Annotated in this window: 22 protein-coding genes; 7 read left to right on the top strand and 15 right to left on the bottom strand. The window is 65.1% G+C overall.

Annotation, left to right across the window (positions count from 1 at the left end):
• Position 1: 1 nt before the first annotated feature.
• Positions 2 to 433, top strand: coding sequence for an arsenic resistance N-acetyltransferase ArsN2 (arsN2, locus tag ACNQFN_RS01230; protein WP_418648952.1), 432 nt, complete (start codon positions 2 to 4; stop codon positions 431 to 433).
• Between the two features lie 519 nt (positions 434 to 952).
• Here arsN2 and ACNQFN_RS01225 read toward each other — a convergent pair.
• The 14 genes from ACNQFN_RS01225 to ACNQFN_RS01160 all read right to left on the bottom strand — a co-directional run bounded on the left by ACNQFN_RS01225 (position 953) and on the right by ACNQFN_RS01160 (position 11,673).
• Positions 953 to 2,968 (bottom strand): DNA topoisomerase III, encoded by a 2,016-nt coding sequence (locus tag ACNQFN_RS01225; protein ID WP_418647747.1) that lies wholly within the window; start codon positions 2,966 to 2,968, stop codon positions 953 to 955.
• Positions 2,969 to 3,262: 294 nt separating this feature from the next.
• Entirely contained in the window at positions 3,263 to 3,646 is a 384-nt protein-coding gene (locus ACNQFN_RS01220) for a single-stranded DNA-binding protein (RefSeq protein WP_180215302.1), read from the bottom strand.
• Positions 3,643 to 4,191, bottom strand: coding sequence for a DUF3158 family protein (locus tag ACNQFN_RS01215; RefSeq protein ID WP_418647746.1), 549 nt, complete (start codon positions 4,189 to 4,191; stop codon positions 3,643 to 3,645). The genes ACNQFN_RS01220 and ACNQFN_RS01215 overlap by 4 nt, the downstream gene beginning before the upstream one ends.
• Positions 4,188 to 4,967, bottom strand: a complete 780-nt coding sequence (locus ACNQFN_RS01210) for a PFL_4669 family integrating conjugative element protein (protein WP_418647745.1) — start codon at positions 4,965 to 4,967, stop codon at positions 4,188 to 4,190. The genes ACNQFN_RS01215 and ACNQFN_RS01210 overlap by 4 nt, the downstream gene beginning before the upstream one ends.
• A 123-nt stretch (positions 4,968 to 5,090) precedes the next feature.
• Entirely contained in the window at positions 5,091 to 5,282 is a 192-nt protein-coding gene (locus tag ACNQFN_RS01205; RefSeq protein ID WP_027350501.1) for a hypothetical protein, read from the bottom strand.
• Positions 5,283 to 5,310: 28 nt separating this feature from the next.
• Positions 5,311 to 5,598: a type II toxin-antitoxin system RelE/ParE family toxin gene (locus ACNQFN_RS01200; RefSeq protein ID WP_141984815.1), complete on the bottom strand. Its 288-nt coding sequence runs from the start codon at positions 5,596 to 5,598 to the stop codon at positions 5,311 to 5,313.
• Entirely contained in the window at positions 5,585 to 5,884 is a 300-nt protein-coding gene (locus ACNQFN_RS01195; protein WP_009618210.1) for a type II toxin-antitoxin system RelB/DinJ family antitoxin, read from the bottom strand. Before ACNQFN_RS01195 ends, ACNQFN_RS01200 begins: the two co-directional genes overlap by 14 nt.
• A gap of 131 nt (positions 5,885 to 6,015) precedes the next feature.
• Positions 6,016 to 7,209: an STY4528 family pathogenicity island replication protein gene (locus tag ACNQFN_RS01190; protein WP_418647744.1), complete on the bottom strand. Its 1,194-nt coding sequence runs from the start codon at positions 7,207 to 7,209 to the stop codon at positions 6,016 to 6,018.
• A gap of 2 nt (positions 7,210 to 7,211) precedes the next feature.
• Entirely contained in the window at positions 7,212 to 7,772 is a 561-nt protein-coding gene (locus ACNQFN_RS01185) for a DUF2857 domain-containing protein (RefSeq protein ID WP_418647743.1), read from the bottom strand.
• A 19-nt stretch (positions 7,773 to 7,791) separates the two neighbouring features.
• A complete protein-coding gene (locus ACNQFN_RS01180; protein ID WP_418647742.1) occupies positions 7,792 to 9,450 on the bottom strand; it encodes a ParB family protein in 1,659 nt (552 codons plus the stop codon).
• Positions 9,443 to 9,691, bottom strand: a complete 249-nt coding sequence (locus ACNQFN_RS01175; protein ID WP_142096545.1) for a type II toxin-antitoxin system HicA family toxin — start codon at positions 9,689 to 9,691, stop codon at positions 9,443 to 9,445. Before ACNQFN_RS01175 ends, ACNQFN_RS01180 begins: the two co-directional genes overlap by 8 nt.
• A complete protein-coding gene (locus tag ACNQFN_RS01170; RefSeq protein ID WP_043223302.1) occupies positions 9,675 to 10,541 on the bottom strand; it encodes a ParA family protein in 867 nt (288 codons plus the stop codon). The genes ACNQFN_RS01175 and ACNQFN_RS01170 overlap by 17 nt, the downstream gene beginning before the upstream one ends.
• Before the next feature lie 41 nt (positions 10,542 to 10,582).
• The gene (locus ACNQFN_RS01165) at positions 10,583 to 10,801 is read right to left on the bottom strand and encodes an AlpA family transcriptional regulator (protein ID WP_009461157.1); all 219 of its coding nucleotides are present in this window, start codon (positions 10,799 to 10,801) and stop codon (positions 10,583 to 10,585) included.
• A 110-nt stretch (positions 10,802 to 10,911) separates the two neighbouring features.
• Positions 10,912 to 11,673 carry a hypothetical protein gene (locus tag ACNQFN_RS01160; protein ID WP_032972664.1) on the bottom strand — a complete coding sequence of 254 codons (762 nt, stop codon included), beginning with the start codon at positions 11,671 to 11,673 and terminating at the stop codon, positions 10,912 to 10,914.
• Between the two features lie 737 nt (positions 11,674 to 12,410).
• Here ACNQFN_RS01160 and ACNQFN_RS01155 point away from each other — a divergent pair.
• The 5 genes from ACNQFN_RS01155 (at position 12,411) to ACNQFN_RS01135 (ending at position 16,582) form a co-directional block, all read left to right on the top strand.
• Complete coding sequence (locus tag ACNQFN_RS01155; RefSeq protein ID WP_256161648.1) at positions 12,411 to 12,830, top strand: helix-turn-helix transcriptional regulator; 420 nt, start codon at positions 12,411 to 12,413, stop codon at positions 12,828 to 12,830.
• 129 nt (positions 12,831 to 12,959) lie between these two features.
• Complete coding sequence (locus ACNQFN_RS01150; protein ID WP_254915203.1) at positions 12,960 to 13,760, top strand: TIGR04255 family protein; 801 nt, start codon at positions 12,960 to 12,962, stop codon at positions 13,758 to 13,760.
• A 14-nt stretch (positions 13,761 to 13,774) separates the two neighbouring features.
• Positions 13,775 to 14,419 (top strand): XRE family transcriptional regulator, encoded by a 645-nt coding sequence (locus ACNQFN_RS01145; protein WP_256161649.1) that lies wholly within the window; start codon positions 13,775 to 13,777, stop codon positions 14,417 to 14,419.
• 15 nt (positions 14,420 to 14,434) lie between these two features.
• A complete protein-coding gene (locus ACNQFN_RS01140; protein WP_256161650.1) occupies positions 14,435 to 15,289 on the top strand; it encodes a hypothetical protein in 855 nt (284 codons plus the stop codon).
• A 369-nt stretch (positions 15,290 to 15,658) separates the two neighbouring features.
• Positions 15,659 to 16,582 (top strand): bifunctional GNAT family N-acetyltransferase/nucleoside diphosphate kinase regulator, encoded by a 924-nt coding sequence (locus ACNQFN_RS01135; protein ID WP_245650905.1) that lies wholly within the window; start codon positions 15,659 to 15,661, stop codon positions 16,580 to 16,582.
• A 195-nt stretch (positions 16,583 to 16,777) separates the two neighbouring features.
• On the opposite strand, the gene ACNQFN_RS01130 is transcribed toward ACNQFN_RS01135, so the two are convergent.
• The gene (locus ACNQFN_RS01130; protein ID WP_068636794.1) at positions 16,778 to 17,779 is read right to left on the bottom strand and encodes an STAS-like domain-containing protein; all 1,002 of its coding nucleotides are present in this window, start codon (positions 17,777 to 17,779) and stop codon (positions 16,778 to 16,780) included.
• 391 nt (positions 17,780 to 18,170) lie between these two features.
• On the opposite strand from ACNQFN_RS01130, the gene ACNQFN_RS01125 reads away from it, so the two are divergent.
• Positions 18,171 to 19,952 (top strand): SLC13 family permease, encoded by a 1,782-nt coding sequence (locus ACNQFN_RS01125; RefSeq protein WP_068636793.1) that lies wholly within the window; start codon positions 18,171 to 18,173, stop codon positions 19,950 to 19,952.
• The last annotated feature ends 53 nt before the right edge of the window (positions 19,953 to 20,005 follow it).

The following is a 20,005-nucleotide window of genomic DNA, read 5'->3' as shown; positions in this document are numbered from 1 at the left end:
GGTGGATACGCCGATCGCCGGCAGCGACCCGGACCTCGCCCTGGCTTTGCAAGAGGCCGTGCTTCCCACGGACGACCTGGCCGAATCAGGGCGCAGCTTCTTCGCCTATGCCACGGTGTCCGGCGAGCGCGTGGGCTACGGCGGCTTCGAGCGCCTGGGCCGAGACGTGCTCGTGCGCTCCCTGGTGGTGCTGCCACACGCACGCCATCGCGGCATCGGCGGCGGAATGTTCGCACTGCTGCTGCGCCGTGCCTTCGACGAGGGCGGGCGCGACGCCTGGTTGCTGACCACGACGGCTGCGCCGTTCTTCGAGCGCGCGGGCTTCAAGCCAATCGAGCGCAGCGCCGCACCGGCGGCCATCCTTGCCACACGGCAGGCCGCAAGCCTTTGTCCTTCGAGCGCCGTGCTGCTTGGACGTCGAATGTCACTGTGATGTGCCCTCGCAAGGACATCCCGGGACACAGAGGTGCATCAGTGAAATGACTAATCGCCGAAGGCCACGCGGGCCTTCGGCTGGAGAGGAAGGAAAACCACCTGTGGGCTGCGTCAGCGCGGGCCGTCGTCAAAGCCGTTCGCTGCATCAGCAATCGCACCCGGCCCGTTTCGTGGCTGGGGCCGGAAACCTTTGGCACGCATACGCGCACAAAGGGAGCCCATTGTTCCGCCGGCGGGCACCGGCACGGAATACCCTGGGCCCAAGGGGCCTCCTCACGGCTCGCGCGGCGGCAAGGCGTCAGGAAGCCCCTCGTGGCCGAGGCAAGGCACACCGATCAAGGGAATGGCGGCGGGCGCGATTCGTGGAGCAATGACCTTCTCGCCCCGTCGCCCGATGGCGGGCAGACGGGGCGCGCACACCGTTGCAGAAGGAGACGCGCGCTTTGGAGTCCCGCGCGGTGCGGGACGTTTGCCTCGCCGCCAGTGAAGTGGCCGGCGCGGCAGGGGGAAGCGAGGATCAGGACGCCTTGGAGGCAGCGCGCCGCTTGCGCGGTGCGCTGCGCCGGCCCGTCGGGGACTCGATCGGCAACGTGCCCTTGCAGTCCGGGTAGCGCGAGCAGGACCAGAACGCGCCGCTCTTGCCCGTGCGCTGCTGCATCGGTGCGGCGCACTGCGGGCAGGCCGGCGCCGGCGGCAGCTTGAGCGAGAGCGTTGCGCCGCGGTACTGCTGCACGAGCTGGCCGACCCACACGGACTGCTTCTCGATGAAGGTGTCCAGCGTCATCTGGCCGGCCTCGATCATGTCGAGCGCCTGCTCCCACACCGCCGTGGTGCCGGGGTCGGCGATGGCTGAGGGCACCGCGTCGATGAGCGTGAATGCCGCGTCGGAAGCGCGGACGGCGCGGCCTTTCTTGACCAGGTAGCCGCGACCGATCAGACCGTTGATGATGTTGGCGCGTGTCGCCTCGGTGCCGATGCCGGTGGTATCTCGCAGCTTCTGTTTCAGGCGCGGGTCGGTCACGAGCTTGGCGACGGTCTTCATGGCCTTGATCAGCTCGCCCTGCGTGTAGGGTTTGGGCGGCAGCGTCTTCAGCGCCTTGAGATCCACCTTTCCGACCGGGCAGGACAGGCCCGCATGCAGGGCGGGCAGCACCTGGCTGCGCTGCGCATCCTCGCCATCGGCATCGTCCGGCCCCGGCGTCGCCAGCACCTCACGCCAGCCGATGACGGCGATCTGCTTGCCCACGGCCGCCAGCGACTGACTGCCGCACGAGAACTGCGCCACCGTCCGGTCGAACTCATGGTGTGGGAGGAACTGCGCGAGGTAATGGGCGCGGATCAGCCGATAGACGGCCAGCTCCTTGTCGCTCATCGCCGAGAGGTTGGCCGGTTCCAGCGTCGGAATGATGCCGTGGTGAGCTGTGACCTTGCCGTCGTTCCAGACCCGCGAACGCTGCTGGCGGTCCAGGCGGTCGATCAGCGGCCGCAGGCTGGGATCGGTCTTGACCAGGCTGTCGAGCACGGCCGGCACCTCGGCCAGCATGCTCTCGGGCAGATAGCCCGAATCCGAGCGCGGATAGGTCGTTGCCTTGTGCGTCTCGTACAGCGCCTGGGCGATGTCCAGCGTCTCCTGCACGTCGAGGCCCAATTGCTTGGAACACACCTCCTGCAGGGTGCCGAGGTCGAACGGCAGGGGCGGCCCTTCGCGCACGCGCTCGGTCTCCACCGACAGCACCTGGGCGGTGCCGGCCGCGCGCAGGAATTCCGCTGCCTGCTGCGCCACCGGCTGCTGCAAGCAGCGGTCGGCGTCGTCGGTGCTGCCCTGTGGCGGCGTCCAGCTTGCGACGAAGGACTGGCCCGCATGCGACAGCGCCACCTCGATGGCCCAGAACGGCACGGAGACAAAGCGCGCGATCTCGCGATCACGGTCCACCACCAGCTTGAGCGTCGGCGTCTGTACCCGCCCGACCGACAGCACGCCGGTGTAGCCGGCCTGGCGCCCGAGCAACGTGAAAAGGCGGCTCAGGTTCATCCCGATCAGCCAGTCGGCGCGCGATCGGGCGAGTGCGGAGAAATACAGTGGCAGCGTCTCGGCGGACGGTTTGAGCGCGCCCAGCGCCTTGCGGATCGACGCATCGTTGAGCGCCGACAGCCACAGGCGCTGAATCGGCCCGCGGTAGCCGCATAGCTCGATGATCTCGCGGGCGATCATCTCGCCCTCGCGGTCGGCGTCGGTCGCAATCACCAGCTCGCCCGCCTTGGCGACGAGCTGCTGCACGACCTTGAATTGCGCTGCGGTCGCCGCCTTGGGCTCGACACGCCAACGCTCAGGAAGAATGGGTAGTTGCTCGATGGCCCAGCACTTGTATTGCTCGCCGTAGCCTTCGGGCGGAACCGCCTCCACCAGATGACCGATGCACCAGGTCACGACGACATCCGCACCGCTGTAGCAGCCGTTGCCGCGTTGACCGGCACCCAGCACACGGGCGATGTCCTTGCCCTGGGCCGGCTTCTCGCACAGGAACACGCGCATGAAGCCTCCTTGGAAATGTGCGGTTCGTCGGATGAGCGCCAGCTTGGCAGGGCCAGGAGATGCCGGCAGCAAGGAACCCGATTGATGCAGACGCCGCTTTGTGATCGGCAGGCGGTCCGTTGCCGCAGCGGTGCGCATAGACCGCAGGAGCTGGCACAGCAAGAGCGTCGTTTCGGGAGGGCGGCTGGAACTCTGTGGACGACCTTGGAGCTATCCCCTGGGGATAGCTCGCTGGTGCATCGCGGGCGCATGACAGTTGCTACAGCCGCCCTCGGGGGAACGGCGATAGGCGAACTACTGTCCGCCGGCCGGCTTGGCGCTGAGCGCCACCGACGCGATGCGGTACGGCAGGATGCCCACGCGCCGGGCCTCAACCTTGAATGTGACGCGCTCGTTCTCGTCGGCGTCCTCCCATTCGTCGCGAACGGTGCGGCCCTCGACCAGCACCCGCATACCCTTCTGGTACAGCGTCTTCCAGTGCTCGGCGTCGCGGTGCCACAGCTCCACCGGCGCCCAGAAGCCGCCGCGATCTTCGTACTCGCCGTCCTTCTTCGGGATCGGGTTGTCGAAATAGACGTTCAGGCGAAGTAGCCGGCGCGGCTCGTCGTTGCCGTTCGGGAATTCGCGGTAGTCCGGCACAGAACCGATGTTGCCCTCGCCGACGAAGTGCGTGCTCATGGTGATTCCTTGGTGGTGGGTGGAACGGCCGCGGTATGCCCGTGGACACGCCGCAGGTAAGCCGCTTCGGCCTGCGCGGCCTTGCTGGCGCATTCCAGGGCTTGGCGAGCGATGCTGTGCGTCAGGCTGATCTGCATGTTCAGCACGATGCGCTGCAGTTCCATCGCGTACAGTTCGTCGATCATCGAGGCCGGCGTCGCGGGGTTGGCCAGCAGGGCCTCCCACAACGCCACGCCCATGGAGGAACGGTCGAGGTTGCGCCAGCGCAGGAAGGTCGTCCCCGCGCCAGTGGCCTGCTGGGCCAGTTGCACGTCGAGCAGGCTGAAGGGGTAGGCCCGCGCCTGGGGCAGCACGCGCCGCTGCGCCAGGCCAATCAGGTCGTCGCGCAGCGCTGCGCACTGGCTGGCCCAGGTCTCCAGACTTCCCTTACCCTTAAAGGGCTGTAAAAGGCCTTTTAGGTAGCCTGCGTGTTCCAGCCGCTGGAAGTCCGCCTGTTCCAGCGCCACGAAGCGCGTGGAGTGGCTGATGGGGATCGATGCCGTCATGCGTCAGCACCCTCATTACCCGTCGCTGGATTGGCTGCGCCATCCGTGTGAGCCGTCGCATCGGGCTCGATGGCGGGCGCAGCAGGCGGCGTGCCGGGCTTGGTCGTCCGCCGCGCGATCGGTGGCGCGAAACGCGAGCGGCGCGTGCCTTCCAGCACGTCCTGCGGCAACTCGCCGAACTTCTCCAGCGCCGCCCGCGCCGCGGCGTTCTTCGCCGCGAAGTCGTCGCGCGTCGTGCCCGAGTAGCGGTACTGCTGGGCCAGCGAGAACAGGCTCCGCAGCGCGTGCGCGCCATCATTGAGCCAGCGCTCCAAGGTGCTGCGGTCAATCAGCGCCGTGTGGTGCGCCAGGATGAGTTTGCGTGCCAGGTCGTCGTAGTCGGCCAGCAGATACACCGCCATGAAGCCAAGCTGGGCGTTCACGAACAGCGGCAGCTTTACCGGCTGCACGTTCATGTTCTCGCCCAGCGACAGCGCCGGGGGTACATCGGCCAGGGCCTGATCCACCTGCTCGCGCAGCGCCTGCAGCGTGCTCTTGGTCTGCTCCAGCTTGTCTTCGATACGCAGCATCCAGAAATCGGAGTACGGATCGTCCTGCTCGGAACCGCGCTTCATCTTGTTCATCGCACTGATGAAGCCGTTGAGTCCGATGATGCCGGCGCGCCCCTCGGTCGGCGCACGGCCGTGCCAGATGCGCGAAGCGTGGTGCGTGTGCAGCGTCAGCGACATCGCGCTGCGCAGCGACCCGAGATTCAGTTGCAGGGGTTCATTGGCCATGGGTGACGACTCGCATTAACGGAACGAGTCGCCAGCATCGGCACCGCCCGGAAGGCCGTCAGTCAACAAACCGCAATCGGCGTGCGCCCGGTTTGTCGGTGGCGGGAAGGCTGGCTGTCCCAGCTATCCCCTGGGGATAGCCTCGCGGCGGGTAGCGACGGCAAGCGCCGCCTGCTGTCCCAACTGTGCAATGAAACCTTCGAGTTGGCCGTCGGCAACATCGGCATGGCGGCCGGCGGCGATGTCGGCCCAGCCCATGCAAGCTGCTTCCTGCAGCGCCTTGAGTTTGGCTGCTTCAGGCTCCTTGGCATTCATGGTGAATCTCCAGTGAGGAAAACCGCCTTCACTCCTGTGCCAGCGGCCACTGCTGCGCGGCGTGCAACACGCGCAGGATGGACACCGCGCGGGTGTCCTCCATGTAGACCACCACGTAGTTCGCACGCACGACCATCTCCCGCGTGCCGGCCACGCGGCCAGGCCGGTAGAGCTTCGGGCGCTCCGGCAGCTTCGCGGCCTTGGCCTCGATGTCGTCCTTCAACCGCTGCGCGGCATCGGGGTTGTCGTCCGAGATGTAGTCAACAATCGCCAGCAGGTCAGCGCGGGCGGCTTCCCGCCACTCAAGTACGCGCACGCCGCTTCCTGTCGATCAGCGCCTGCGCCTCGTCCATGACCTGCTGGTGCGGCACCGGCGGCCGTGTGTCGGCCAGCGCCTCCTGGACCTTCGCCCGGAACCAGGCATCGTAGGCCTCCGGGTCGGCCGTGAGGCCAGCCGGCAGCGCGCCTTCCTTGACCACACGGGTCAGCAGGATGCGCACGGCGTCCGAAACGGTGAGGCCGACCCCGGCGAGCTTCTCGGCGGCATCGGCCTTGAGCTTATCGTCCACACGGATGTGCAGCATCGAAGTCTGTGCGGCCATCTCGGCTCTCCTGTTTGTGCATCAGACTGTATTGTGTATCTCAATTGAGACTCGCGCAAGAGCCAGGGTCGGGCCGACTGCCTGCCGGAAGGCTCCCTGTCCCGGCTATCCCCTGGGGATAGCCCGCCCGGTCAGGGGCCGCGCAGCGCCGCCCGCAGCCGTGCCAGGTGGGCACGCACCACCTCGGGGGATGCCGGGACCGGTGCCGGTGGTGCGGATGGCGGTGGACGGGTTGCTGGCGCTACTGTGGCACCGTCGCCCGCCCACGCCTTGAACTCCCCGCGGATCGCCTTTTGGATGATGCCGAAGAGATAGCCCGCCGGGTTGCGCACTGCGCTGTTGCGGCAGCGCGCCTCCCACTCGTCGAGCACGGCCTGCCGCTGGGGCTCGTCCACCTGCTGCAAGGCCACCAGCGCGCCGGCCTGCTGCTCGTCCTTCAGGCGCAGGAAGCGCTCGGGCAGCCGCAGGTTCTGCAAGGCCCTCGCGCGCGGTACTGTACGTACTTCTTTATTTATACGATTCATACGTACTGTACGGTCCTCCTTCGGAATCCGAAGAGAGCCGTCTGGCGCGGATTCCAACCCTGCTTCGGAATCCGAAGACGGGCGCACGCCATTCCGAAGAAGGGCTTCCTGGCCTTCTTCGGATTCGTGGCCCGCACCCTCCTGTGGATAACCTGGCGTCGTCCAGCCATGCCGCGCCATGCGCTGCGCCAGCACCTGCAATCGGGTCGGCAGCGTGCGGCCGCTGAGCAGCGGGTCCTCGGCAATCTCCTTGAGTGTGTTCATGCCCACGATCTGTACCGCCTTGGCGGCATGGGTCAGCGCCTGGCTGACCAGGCCGAGGTAGTCGGCATCGAGCTGCATCGCCTCGAAGGGCGACAGCGGTTCGTCGTGCAGCACATAGAGGTTGCCTTGGATGCGGCCGGTATTCGGGTCGCGCCGTCGTCGCACCAGGCTCAGCCAGCGTGTCAGCCGCAGCAGCGTCAGGGCGCGCGCCACGGTCTCGTGCGAGGCTCGTGCCGCGCAGGGTATCGAGGCCAAGTAAGGGCGCAATTGGTCGTAGGTGGGAAAGGCGGTCACGCCGTCGTCGTTGAGCTGCAGGCGAAACACCTGCCAGGCGTTGCGCTCCAGCGGCGTCAGGCGTCGGTCGAGGAACAGTCGGCGCGGCACGCTCTCATGGCGGTTGCCGCTGTAGAGGAAACCGTCTTGGTTCGGCGCCGTGCCCTGCGCCGGTTCCTTCGGCTCAAGGTGCCGCAGCGCCTCGCCGAACACCGACGACAGCGCAACCGGGCCATCGCGCCGTGATGCGCTGCCCGTGGTCATGGCTACACCAGCCCCTGGTCGATCCAGTTCCGTATCGCCGACCAGATCACCGACATGGGCAGGGTCATGGCCTCGGCCAGCTCCATGGTCAGCGCCAGCATCGCCATGTCGTCGGTCAGTGCGATGTGGCGCTCGGAGACGCCGGCCTTCCAGCGCTCCCACAAGGCCACGTCCTGCGCCTCGTCGAGCACCGGATGCCGGCCCTTGCGCTTGGGCAGCCCGAGGATGTCGCGGCGCAGCGCCACTTCTTGATGCGTGAGGCCGTAGAACTTGCTGACCATCTCCGTGCTCGCCCCCAGGCGCAGCATGCGGTCCACCGTAGCGATCTCCCGCTCCACGTCGTGCATCTGGCTCAGCAGCCGCTTCAACACTTCCCGGTTCACCGACACCGAACACCACGACACCGTGGCATTCACCAGCATGCTCACGAGTTCGGGGTGCTTCAGCGCATCCAACTCCTCCTCGCCGAAGCCCATGGCCTTGCAGCGGCGCAACTGGCCGTTGCGCAGGTCATGCAGGGCCTGGGCGATCACGGCCTGGTTGAGTGGGTGCGGTGCCGACATGCGGGAGCCTCCTGCGCGCTCAGGATGCCTGGCCCGCTTCGCCGGCTTGCAGGTCCAGCAACCGGCGCGCCAGGCGCAGCAGACGGAACAGCTTCACCAGCCCGGCATCGCTCAGGCGCGTGACCAAGCCGCCGTGACCATGCAGCAGCGGCCCAAGGTCATCGGCCAGCCGCGCGCTGTCCAGCCCGGTCGCGGGTGCCGGCGCGGTGCTCAGCGCGTGCAGCAGGGTCAGCATCGCACGCGCGAACGCCGGCAGCGCCTTCGCCTGGCCCACGGCCGGCGTCACGCAGACGAAGCCGATGCCGCCATCGCTGGCTTCGATGTGGTCGGCCACCGCCGCTTCCCCCGCGATCTCGCGAGCGAACTGCGCGATATGCACGCGCAGGCGATCCGGCACGTCCAGGCCCGGCTCGATGTACCAGACATCCGAGATGGGAAAGAGCCCGCCAACCTGCACCGGGATCGCACGCAGCGCATCTGCCTCAAAGTCGGGTAGCTTGTCGCCGAGCTGATCCGCGACCATCCGCTGGATGGACTGCAGGCGCTCGGTGGTCGGGGCCGGCGTCACGATGTGCCCTTGCAGGCGCTCGTCGCGTTGTCCGTGCTGGTCCTGCGGCGCTTCGGGCGATGCAGGCGGTGGCGCTGCTGACGCCCCAGGCGAGACCGGCGTGGTGTCGCGCGGACCGGACGACACGGGTGGCTGCTGAGGCGCGGAGACCGGTGCGGAAGGAGCAGCAGGCACGACAGGCGCCGCCGGTGGCTTCGGCGCCGCCGGTTCGCTGGTCAGCGCACGCTGGCGGCTTTCGCTGTCGTCGATCTCCAGCGCCAGCGTGTCGTAGTCCGCCTCCAGCAACTCGGCCATCTGGCCGACCAGTTCGTCCTGCACCCGCTGCGGCGAGAAGTCGTCCGGCTGTGTGTCGAACTGCGTCAGCACGTCCTGAAACAAGGTGGCGAAGTCCACGGTCAGCGGCCGGCCCAGCGCACGCCGCTCCCAGGTGCGCTCGCACGCCTTGCGCAGCACTGCGAGCCGGTCCACCTGATGCCGGCCCAATCCGCCGTACAACAGCGTCGGGATCGCCGGCAGCAGATAGCGCACCGCATCGTTCATGCGGCTGATGTGTGACTGCGGCACCGGATAGCCGTCGGCAGTCAGCCGCCGCGCGAGTTCGCTCTGCGACAGCGCCTGGCCGCTTTCCTGCTCGTAGAACTCGCGCGCCTTCTCGATGCCCAGGGCGCGCTCGATGAAGGTCAGCCCACCGCGCAGTTCGTTCTCGGCCAGGTGCCCGGTTAACGCCACGATTTCGCCGCGCGCCGGCCACGGGCGGAACAGGCACGCGATCCGGAAGAAGCGGTCTTCCTTGGTTTCGCTCCACAGTTCGCGCAGGATGGCGAGCCGCGTATTGCCACCGTTCCTGATGATGTAGTGCGCCTCGCCCGGCCGGCGGGTGATCGCGGGCGGTGCGTCCAGCCCGCGCTCGCGGATCGAGGCCTTGATTTCCTCGTAGGCCGGGTTGCGCGTCACGCGTGGGTCATGTTCATAGGGACGCAACTCGTCCAGCGTCACCACCATCGGCGTATCGGCGATGGGGTCGGTCAGGGCAGCGGCCGAAGGACCGCTGCGTTCGAAGCCGGTGGCCAGCAGCTTGGCGGCCATGTCCTGCGGCGTCGACTCAGCCATCGCTGCTCTCCCGAGATGCCACCGGTGCCTGTCGATCGGCGCGGCGAAGCTGCGCGCGAGCGTTGCGGCTGGCGCGGTGATCGCTCGCGGTCGAACTGGTGTAGATCGCGGCGCAGCCGGGCTTGGTGAACATCAGGTGCCCGCCGCGCGTGCGTTTCACGTGCCAACCTTCGCCCAGCGCGAACTCGATCAGCGCGCGCAGCCGCGCATGGCCGCGGGCCAGTTCATGCGCGTTCGCCATGACTGGCTCCCCCTGCGCGGCCTCTGCCGGTAACGCACGCGAAGCGCTCCCGCCATGCCGGGAACAGCTCGCCAGCCAGCGCACGCATCGTCTCCAACGCCGCAGGCGCAGTACGGCCCACTGGTTGCCGGTACTCGACGCGATGCACTGGCAGCCCCCGTGTTGCGGCACGTGGGTAGGCTTCGATGGCCGGGACGTCGGTGTTCAGGACCTGTATGCCAGCGTGCGCCTGGAACACCTGGCGCAGGGCCTGCTGGATCAGTCGGGCGTTCGACGAAACCGGATGCACACGGTTGATGAGCAAGCGCAGCGGTGGCGGCTCGATGCCGAGGTGCCGATACGGAGCTATGTCCTCGATCAGTTGCAGCGTGCCGCGCCTCAGCTCACGCGCCGCCAGGATTTCCGGTGTCACCGGCGACAGCGCCAGGCTGGAGGCCAGTACCGCCATCTCCAGCAGCACACTGCGCGCTCCCTGGGTATCGATCAGCAGCAGGTCGTAGTGCGGCGCCAGCGCGGGGAGCAGGTGACGCAGGCGCAGCCGGCCGTCGGGTGCGTGCAGCAGCAGTGTGTTCAGTTCGCCGCGGTGGTCGTTCGAGACCACCAGGTCGAGACCCGCCACAGCGGTCTGCGAAGCCAATTGCTCGATACGCTGCTCGTTGAAGGCCAGCATCTCGTAGATACCGGCAGGCGCATGCGTGCCGAGCGTGAAGTAGCTCGACAAGGTGGGCTGTACGTCCAGGTCCAGCAGCAGCACGCGCAGCCCTGCATCGGCGATGAAGCCGCCCAGGTTCGCCGCGGTGGTCGTCTTGCCGACGCCACCCTTGGTCGAAATGATGGATACCACCTGCATGGCGCGACTCCTCGTGGAAGGGATTCCGACGGAGCGCGGGCTCACGCCCGTTCCCTGAGTCGATCGGTGATCCACTGATCGATCTCCACCGAATCCCATCCGATGGCGCGTACCCCGAGGCGCAGGGGCTTGGGAAACTTGCCCTCCTTGATCAGGTTGTAGATGTGGGCGCGTTTGAAGCCGGTCTTGGCCTCGACTTCCGCGCGGCGCAGGATGCGGTGTTCGTTCGGCGTCGCGGTGGCGATGGTCTGGGCAGTCACGAGGGTCACTCCTTGGCGCTGTGTAGCGACGGTGATGGACGTGCCCCGTATTCAATAGCGCTGTTCTCGCGCAGTCACCGCAAGTGCAGGCTCGCCATCTGCACTTGCAGTCAGCGGTCCTGGGTGGCGAGATGACGCTTGGCTGCCGAAAACTTCGCCCACAGCGTTCGCTCGCTGATTCCGGACTTGTCGCCGTAGTGGGCAACCAGCGCACTGATGACCGATTCCAGCGTCTCGAAGGACGAATAGGGAACGCCATTGGGCGACTTGCCCAACAGCAGGGTCAGAAGGCCGCCAACGATGTTCAGGTAGGTGGACTCACTGCGGGCGCCCGGCATCCCGGAGCGCTTCTCGCGTTCCGCGCGTGCCTGGTGCTCCTGGCTGAGCGTCTGGAACTGGGCATAGAGCGCATCCCAGGCCTGCACCCTGTCGGCAAGCTGGAGCTTCAACGCCTCGCGATCCATGATCAGTGCCTGCACGGCATCGACACTGACGGCCGGATGCAGGTGGCGCTCGAAGGCATCGAACAAAAAGGCCGGTCGCTGGTCGGGATAGAAACGGATCATCCAGGCCTTCAGGTCGACATGGCGGATCGTGAGGCCGGGGTCATCAAGCAAGGCGGGGTCGTTGCTCGTGATGCCGTCCTTGCCGTAGGGGAGGTCGAAGTGCACCAGTGCGTCATAGATCCGTTCCGCGTTGAGACGAAGCTGTGGCCAGCGTGCCAGTTCGGGGTGCTCAGGCAAGCGGTTCATCCCCTTGGCGACACCGAGGATGCGGCGCTCGAAGCGCGACAGCCCCGCCCACTGGATGGCCGCCTCGATCGGACGGTAAAAGACCTTGGCTTGGGGGCCGGATGAAGGTGGCTTTCGCATGGCTGCTCCCAGGTAACCGGAATCAGGACATCTGTTTCCCTCGTTGATTGGAATCGCTGCCGGGTGCGCCTTCACGTCGCGAGACGGTGGCGGCTTGGCTTGTGGGAAAGGCCGGGATGACGGATGTTCACCAGCCGCCGCCTGTCGATATGGCGCTTGTCCAACAGCACCGAGCCTCTGCGTCGCGGTATGCTTCGAGGGGTTGACTGCCCATGGCAGGATGGCTCGATAACGAGGTTTTGCTACAGACGCCATCGAGGCGAAAGACGGATTTGGTCTTCTCGCGTTAGAGCCTGGTTGTCACCGGCGTGCAAGACAGCGACGGTCTGTCAGCAGACGCGGTTCGGGCGGAATCGGGTGTGGTGATGCCGCTTAGACGGGGTGCGACGAGGTTTCGGGCAAGACGCGAGAGGTCTGCCTCCAGATCGACAAAGCATGACAGTCCGGTTCCGCACTCATGGGAAGGAGCGATTCGGTAGTTCCGACGACAGGACTGCGATGACGAGGGGATTGCTGTCGGCTCTCATTAGGCATTGGTGGCCTGATCGTCGTGCAGGATCAGGACAGCGCGATGGCGCAGCGCGGTCCCCAGAACTGCAAGCGGGGTAACGGACCGACAGCAGCCAGCTTTTTCCTGGCCTGCTGATTCCAAACTTGGGCTTGTCGACCAGACCATATTTATGCATTCAAATTTGAACTCTTATTGCTGAATTAAATTCATATCTGAGGCTTAAGGCATGTCCTCTTCCGGTCAGAAGCGCTCCGGTGCCCAGGTGGCCATGCCGCAGCCTGTCGCGCGTGCGCTGCGCCGCCTGGGGCAGGACATCTCGGTGGCGCGGCGCATGCGCCGCCTGAGCCAGGAAGACCTTGCTCAGCGCATCGGCACGTCCTTGAGCACCGTCAGGCGCTTGGAAGATGGCTATCCCGGCACCGCGCTGCACACCTTCCTGCGCGCGCTGCACGTGCTGGGTCGGCTCGATGACCTGTCAGAAGCGATGACCCTGGAGAAGGACGCCCTTGGCATGGAGCTGGTGCGGGAGTTGTTGCCACAGCGGGTGCGCAGCCTTTCTCGCAGGCAATGGCAGCAGGCTGGGCCAACGTCGGGGGCCGGCGATGGTGACGCGGACGGCGGTGTCGACGTACTGGAAGGCTTTTGACGGCGCCTTCTCCTTAGCCTGAGCCCGCCCCCCCCTGATCCAGCCGCATTGAGCAATGCTCCCTGGCATGGGTGTCAACCATGGTGTAAACTGGCAACTGAAGTGTCAACCGAGAAGATGGAGCGGCCTGTGAGCGAACGAATGTCCAATGCGCCGGTGTACTACGCGCTGGCACAGGCGCATTTCAATCCGGTGGCGGCCATGGTCAAGTATGTCGACCAAATACAAGATCGACTGCGCCGTGAAGGGTACCCCTTGTTCGAGCCGCAGCAGGTCACTCACTTGGTCGTGTCCGGGCCAGGCCAGGCACAACAAGCCGAACCAAAGATCCAGCAAACGGTATCCTGGCTCCTGACCAGGAGCGATCGATCTGCGGGCTTCATCCTGTCCTCTTCGACAATCACGTTTCATACGACCCATTACGACACCCACAAGTCATTCATTCCGGAATTACTGCGTGGGTTGGATGCCGTGCATGAGGCTGTCAGCCTTGACCACGTGGGGCGGCTTGGGTTGCGCTACCTGGATGCGGTGGTGCCGGCAGACGGGGAGTCCGTCGAGCAGTACCTTGTCGGTGGAGTCCATGGGGTGGGATTCGACGCGGTTCGCCGGCACGCAATGAGTGAATCCGTATTCTCGACCGATGTCGGTCCACTCGTTCCCGTCGGAACCTTGGTTGCAAGGGTATACAGGGCAACCGCACAGCTTGGCTTTCCTCCCGATATGTTGCCGAACGGGCTGGCACTGAATCCGCGTTTCGCCATGGCCGCGCCACGTGAGCATGGTGTGCTCGATACCGACCATTTTTGTGAAGGTCGCATGCCTATCGATCTCGGCAAGCTCGAAGAACAACTGCGCTCGTTGCATGCCCCGATCAAGTCCGTGTTCAAGGCAACCACCACGGATCATGCGCGCCGGGCATGGGCGTAGCACTGGAGACCCGCATGTACACCGAGACGTTCCCAGCAATCAGGACTTCGCCGTCGATCGTGCCCGTTCGGGTCGCGGCCACGGCCGCCTTCGCCCTGATGGGGATCACGCAGTTGGTTGGCGGTACTGGCAGCGTGTTCGATGTGACCCGGGCCGGGGAATGGCGCAGGCTGGTGGAGGCGCGGACTCCCCTTCACGTCGAAATCGAGGTGGATGGCGAGGAGGCGGCTCGTCCCGATCTGCGAAGCGCTTCGGAGCATCTGGCCAACATCCGTGAGGTGCTCAATCCAGCAATCGCCGATCTTGCCGGGACCTTTGGTGTTTCCCGGCAAGCGATCTACAAATGGCTGGGGGGAGAGTCGACGCCAGAAGCGGACAACTTCGCTCGGATACAGGCACTCAGCCAAGTGGCCGACGCCTTTCATGAGGCAGGCGTCAAACGGGCGCCAATGATGCTGAAGATGAAGGCGTTTGACGGCAGGTCTCTCTTGGATCTCATCGCTGCAAACCAGACTGTCATGGAGCATGTCCAAACGCTGATCTCCGAGGCTCAGGCCATGGATGCGGCATACGAAAGGTCGGGACTGGCCAAGAGCAAGGCCGCACCAACGGATGATTGGCGTTCCGCTACTTCCATTCCTGGCTATCCCGAGCAGTGATTCGGGGATCGCGCGATGCTGGACCGGGAAACGTCATGGCGGCAGGGAGATTTGCTGACCAGCGATGCATCACTACAGTTGGGGCTGATTGAATCGTCGGAGGACGGCCGTTTGGCTGTCGTGATCTCCCACGACTGTGACATCCCTCACCCGCACGAACCCTGCATTGAGGTCATCCTGGCGGACTTGATCGGCGATGCCCGTGAGGATCCGCAACTCTCTCATGCCAAGAACCCCCGGCGGCTGCATCTTGCGTATGACAAGGCGGATGGAGGCTCGATGGTGTTGGAGTTGCGGCATGCGGAGAAAAGGTCCATCCCGAGAGTCGAGTTTGGCCGGGGCGCGTCTCGGTTTCTTGAAGCGTCGCTTTCGGATGAATCGAAGCGCACCCTGAAGCAATGGCTGGCGGCCCGCTATGGCCGGCCCGCATTTCCCAACACCTTCGAGAACCGGCTAGCGAAGCGTGTCGGCAAGAGAGACGTCAAGAGCCGGATCGCCCGCATCCTCGCTCCCGAAGCCAGACATCTGGTGGGATTGTTCTTCGATCTGGGCGAGCAGCGGGGCATCGAGGCTTCTGATGGTGAACCCTATGCGCTGTCCATATCGGTGGCTTATGACGCCATCGAGGGTGGGCCAGGTGCGCGTGAGTCCGCCGAGAGCGTAGTGCGACAATTACGAGAGCTTTTCATCGAAGCGTACGGTCCTCCCGATGCGGCAACGGAAATCGCCCTCGACGCCTGCGAGCCAGTCCCGGATACGCACATGACCCTCGCCGACCTTCGGCGCGTGGATCAATGGCGACTTGAGTACCTCAGCCTGCATGACGATGAACATGGCGGCTTCCTGCCGGACGGCGTTGCCCCTGCGTGAGACGTGAGGTGGCTGGATGAGCCTGGGATTGGCTGGGGGCTCTTGCATCTGGCACAGGGCAGCGCTTGACGGCTCTGGGTGAGCCAATGCGGCAGCAGCGGGCACGCCGAGTTGCCGAGGGCTCGCTACAGGTACATAATCCGGCCTAATTCCGTAGCGCAAACGGAATAAACCTGTTATCAATCAACGATTTGAGTGCGGCGTGATGTTCCCTTCACCCGCTCCACGCCAGGGACGGCCACTGGGCGATCAATTTCTTGGGTAATTCCTCTCCATTCCGGACCAAGATCGACGTCAATTCTTGACGAGTGCGCTGTCGAAAGAACCGTCATGGCCGAGGCCATGGAAGGCTTTCATTCTTGAAACCCAATGGGGGTGAAGATGAACGAGCCTTTTATTTTTCTTTGTCCCGAGATCACTCGGGCAAACGCGCTGACGCTGATGGACTGGCTGGAGGACGAGGGCGTTACCCGCTACCTGAGCGATTCGCGCCATGTCTCCCGGTTCATCGAGCAGGTCATCGGCCGGGTCCAGTTGCCGATCCTGACCCATCTGTTCAACCAGGGCGGCCGGTTCTTCATGGCCTATGACCGGCATGACGTGCCAGTGGGCTTCGTCCGTCTCGTCAAGAAGGGCCCGGACTGCGAAATGGTCCTGGTCATTGGCAACCGCGACGACTGGGGCCGCAAGCTCGGCACCAGCGTGATCCGCGAAGGCATGAAGCTCGCCTTCTTCGACATGCGGGCGGAGAAGCTCATCGCCAAAATCCACCCGGACAACGCGCGGTCGCTGAAAGCTTTCCTGCGCAATGGCTTCCTGCTGGAAAGCGAGACGCCCACGATGAAGTCTTTCGCCATGAATTCGGCGCGCTATCTCCGGCTCTTGCGTGAAAGCCCTGCGGCTCTCGCCAGCGACATCTACATCACCGAAGTCGACAGGGCCCGGCTCAAGAGTCTGGTCGAGCTCAGTATGGAATCGGACATTTTCGAGCTGGAGCACGAGATCGAGCGCGCCATCGTCGTCGATCCGCGGCAAGTGGCGGAAGATGTCATCACGATGAACTCCAGGGCCTTGCTGGAGGTGGACGACGAGAAGGTGGAAGTCGCGCTGGTTTACCCGGAGGATGCGGACGACAGCGCCGAGAAATTGTCGGTTTGCTCCGGCATCGGCACCGCGATCCTGGGCTACAAGGAGGGCGATGCCTTCGACTGGCGGATTCCGGATCGAACCTGCCATATCCGGATCAGGAAAGTGCTTTATCAGCCAGAAGCCGCGGGCGATTTCCACCTGTAGGTTCGGGCGCTGCATCACTGCTGCAGATCGCGCATGAGCGCCTGGGTCGGCTCGGCTGGCGCACCACCCTGCCCGGCATTGCCCAGGCCTGGGTGGCCGGCTACCGCAGCGGCACCACCGAAGTCCGCGAAATCGTCCTGACCGACGGCAGCAGCATCTGGCTCAATGCCGCCAACGCGCTGCCTCCTCGCCACGCTACCCCGCCCGCACCCGCGCCACCATCCTGCGAACATCCTCGCTCATGTTGACCGGTGTCATTTCGAGCGTCGGATGCGAGGCCTGGAAAACACGGAACACTTCATCCGCGAATGCCTGGCCGATTTCTTCAACGCCCGTAAAGTCGAGCACCACCGTCTGGAAACGCTCGAAGCGCTGCGTCAGCCGCTTGGCCTGGGAGCGTGACACCAGCTTTTCGCCTTCGTGCTGCGCCAACCGGACGGGAACGACGGTTTTGGCAAAGGTGAATTCCTCGGGCATCGCAAATTCATCGAACACGGCCTTCACCGTGTGCGGGCTGTCATTGGCCAGCACCATCTTTACCTGCGTGCCGGCCACCTCGCTGTCGCCGCCGATCAACCAGTCGGCACTTGCCGCTTCGTGCGAAAAGACCAGATTGCGCGACACGATGGAAAAGCGATCGAACATCCGCGACGAAAAGAACACGCCTTCACCGCTATGGCGTGCAGGATCGGTCGTCAGTTTGCCTTTCGCCAGTTCCAGGATGGATTCACGCGGATCGTACAGGCCCAGCAGACGCTGGATACGATGGAAAATGCCTTCGCCGTCGTCAGCAACGTGCATCGTGGTACGCAGCGCATCACGTTCGATGGCGACGGTCACTTGCCCGCCTTCGGAATGGTCGATTGCGTTATTGACCATCTCGGTGATGCCATAGCGCCAGATATCGACGACATTGGGCGGCAGATCGGCAACGAGCGGCGCCACGTCCGCCACCCAGAGCCGATGCTCGTCCAGCCCTTCCAGGCCATGCGTCTTGCGCACGGACAGAATCGGCAGCAAGGCATAGCGTCGGCCGCGCCCGGTTCCCTTGGCCTGGATGATGCCATCACCGGCCAGGCGCTTGAGGCGGGTGGCAATGGTCTGCCGCGATACGCCCAACTCCGCCGCCGCCGTACTCGCAACGTGCGGCTCGCCGCTGTCGATGATGCGCAGGATGAGAGTATCGACGATGTCCATGGCACCCCTTCATTTGTAAAGTACGGCACCGATAAATGTAAAGAAAAGGCGTGGAATTGTAAAGCAGACACTCCAGGCCGGGCCGCTGCCGGGCGCCCCTGAGCCTGGCGTCGTAGCAAAGCTCATGGGCAACGATGGAAGGCATGGCGAAGTCGCCTGGCAGATGCTGCTGCAAACGGGCCAACATGCCGTCATGGCTTTTCATAATGGCAATGACGGCATGGGTGTCGAGCAGGTATTTCATCGGAAAAAATCCAGATCCGGGGGTTGCTGCCCAGGCTTCTCCTGTTATCGCTTGCATCGCCTGGCTCCATCCGCCACAACGATCCGCTAATCTTTTGCCCACAGCCTGGATTAACCCGGCCGCCACCCTGCCCAGGGAGTACCCGGCATGACGATCGAAATCGTGACGGTCCTCTTCATCGCGCTGACCGCCATTGTGCTGTTCGCGACGGAAAAGCTGCGCATGGACACGGTCGCCCTGCTGGTGCTCGGTAGCCTGGCGCTGACCGGCCTGGTCGCCCCGGGCCAGGCGCTCGGCGGCTTCAGCAATCCGGCCACGGTGACGGTAGCCGCGATGTTCGTGCTGGCCGCCGGGCTGCAGAACAGCGGCGCGCTGTCCGGCATCGGCAGCCTGCTCGGGCGTGCCGGGTCCCCGCTGCAATTCCTGATCATCCTGTTCGCGGTGCTGGCGGTGATCGCCCCCTTCGTCAACAACACCGCGGTGGTCGCGGTGTTCATGCCGATCGTGATGGCGGCGACGGCCAGCGTCGGCATGTCGGCCTCGAAGGCGCTGATCCCCTTGTCCTATGTGTCGCAGATGGCGGGAGTCTGCACCCTGGTGGGCACCTCCACCAACCTGCTGGTCAACGCCATGGCGAGGGACATGGGCCATCCCGGCTTCGGCATGTTCGAGTTCAGTTCGCTCGGCCTGATCTGCATGGCAGCGGGCTGCTTCTACCTGCTGACGCTCGGGCGCTGGCTGCTGCCGGATACGCGGGGCGCGGAGCTGGTCGAGCACTATCAGTTGGGCAAATACATCACCGAACTGCGGGTGATGCCCGACTCGTCGCTGATCGGCATCTCGGTCGGCGAAGCCAAGCTGGGCGAGGGGTTCGGCGTTTTCGTGCTGGAACTGCTGCGCGGCGACGAAAAGGTCTGGTCGCCCCGGGCGCAGACGCTGCAGGAAGGCGACGTGCTGCTGGCGCGCGGCGACTGGTCGCAATTGGACGAGTTGCGCAAGAAGGCGGGCCTCGAAGTGAATTCGCAGTTCAAGCTCGGCCGGCAGGATTTCGCGGCAGTGGCCCAGGTGCTGACCGAAGTGATGGTCGCGCCCCGCTCGCGCGCGATCGGCAGCACCCTGGCGACGCTGGCACCCCGCTGGCAGCACGACGCGACGGTGCTGGGCATCCATCGCCGCGGCCAGGTCTTGCGCGACAAGCTGAGTGAGGTGCGCCTGCGCGTGGGCGACATCCTGCTGATGCTGACGCCCGAGGCGGAAATGCCGGCGCTGCGCAAGGACAAGAACGTCATCGTGCTGTCCGAGCGTGAGGCGCAGCAGCCGGGCGGCTGGCGCGCACCTTTCGCGCTGGCGGTGATGGCGCTGGTGATCGGCGTGTCGGCACTGGGCTGGGCGCCGATCGCGGTCACCTCGCTGATGGGCGCGGTGGCGATGACCTTGGCCGGCTGCCTGGATGCGGATGATGTCTACGACGCCGTCGACTGGCGCATCATCATCCTGATGGCCGGCCTGCTGCCGCTGGGCGTGGCGATGAGCGAAACCGGCGCCGCCGCCTTCCTGGTGGAAAACACCATCGGCCTGGTGCGCGACTCGGGGCCGCTGATGGTGCTGGCGGTGCTGTACCTGATGGCGCTGCTGTTGACCGAATTCATGAGCAATGCCGCGGCGGCGGTGCTGCTCACGCCGATCGGCATGTCCACCGCGCGGATGATGGACGTCGACGCCACGCCCTTCCTGATCGCGGTGACCTTCGCGGCATCGACCAGCTTCGCCACGCCGGTGGGCTACCAGACCAACACCATGGTCTATGGCGCCGGGGGCTACCGCTTCAGCGACTTCGTCAAGGTCGGCCTGCCGCTGAACCTGATCTTCTGGGTGCTGGGGGTGATCTTCATCCCGGTGTTCTGGCCTTTCCACGGTGCTGCTGGCTGAGCCGAAGCGCTCACTTCTGGCAGGCTGGAGCCCCCGCCGATCGTGCCATTCAC

It is taken from the genome of Thauera butanivorans (assembly GCF_048398245.1).
GTDB lineage: Bacteria > Pseudomonadota > Gammaproteobacteria > Burkholderiales > Rhodocyclaceae > Thauera > Thauera butanivorans.
Note: the sequence above shows the minus strand (reverse complement) of the source record. Positions and strands in the feature narration are given on the sequence as shown.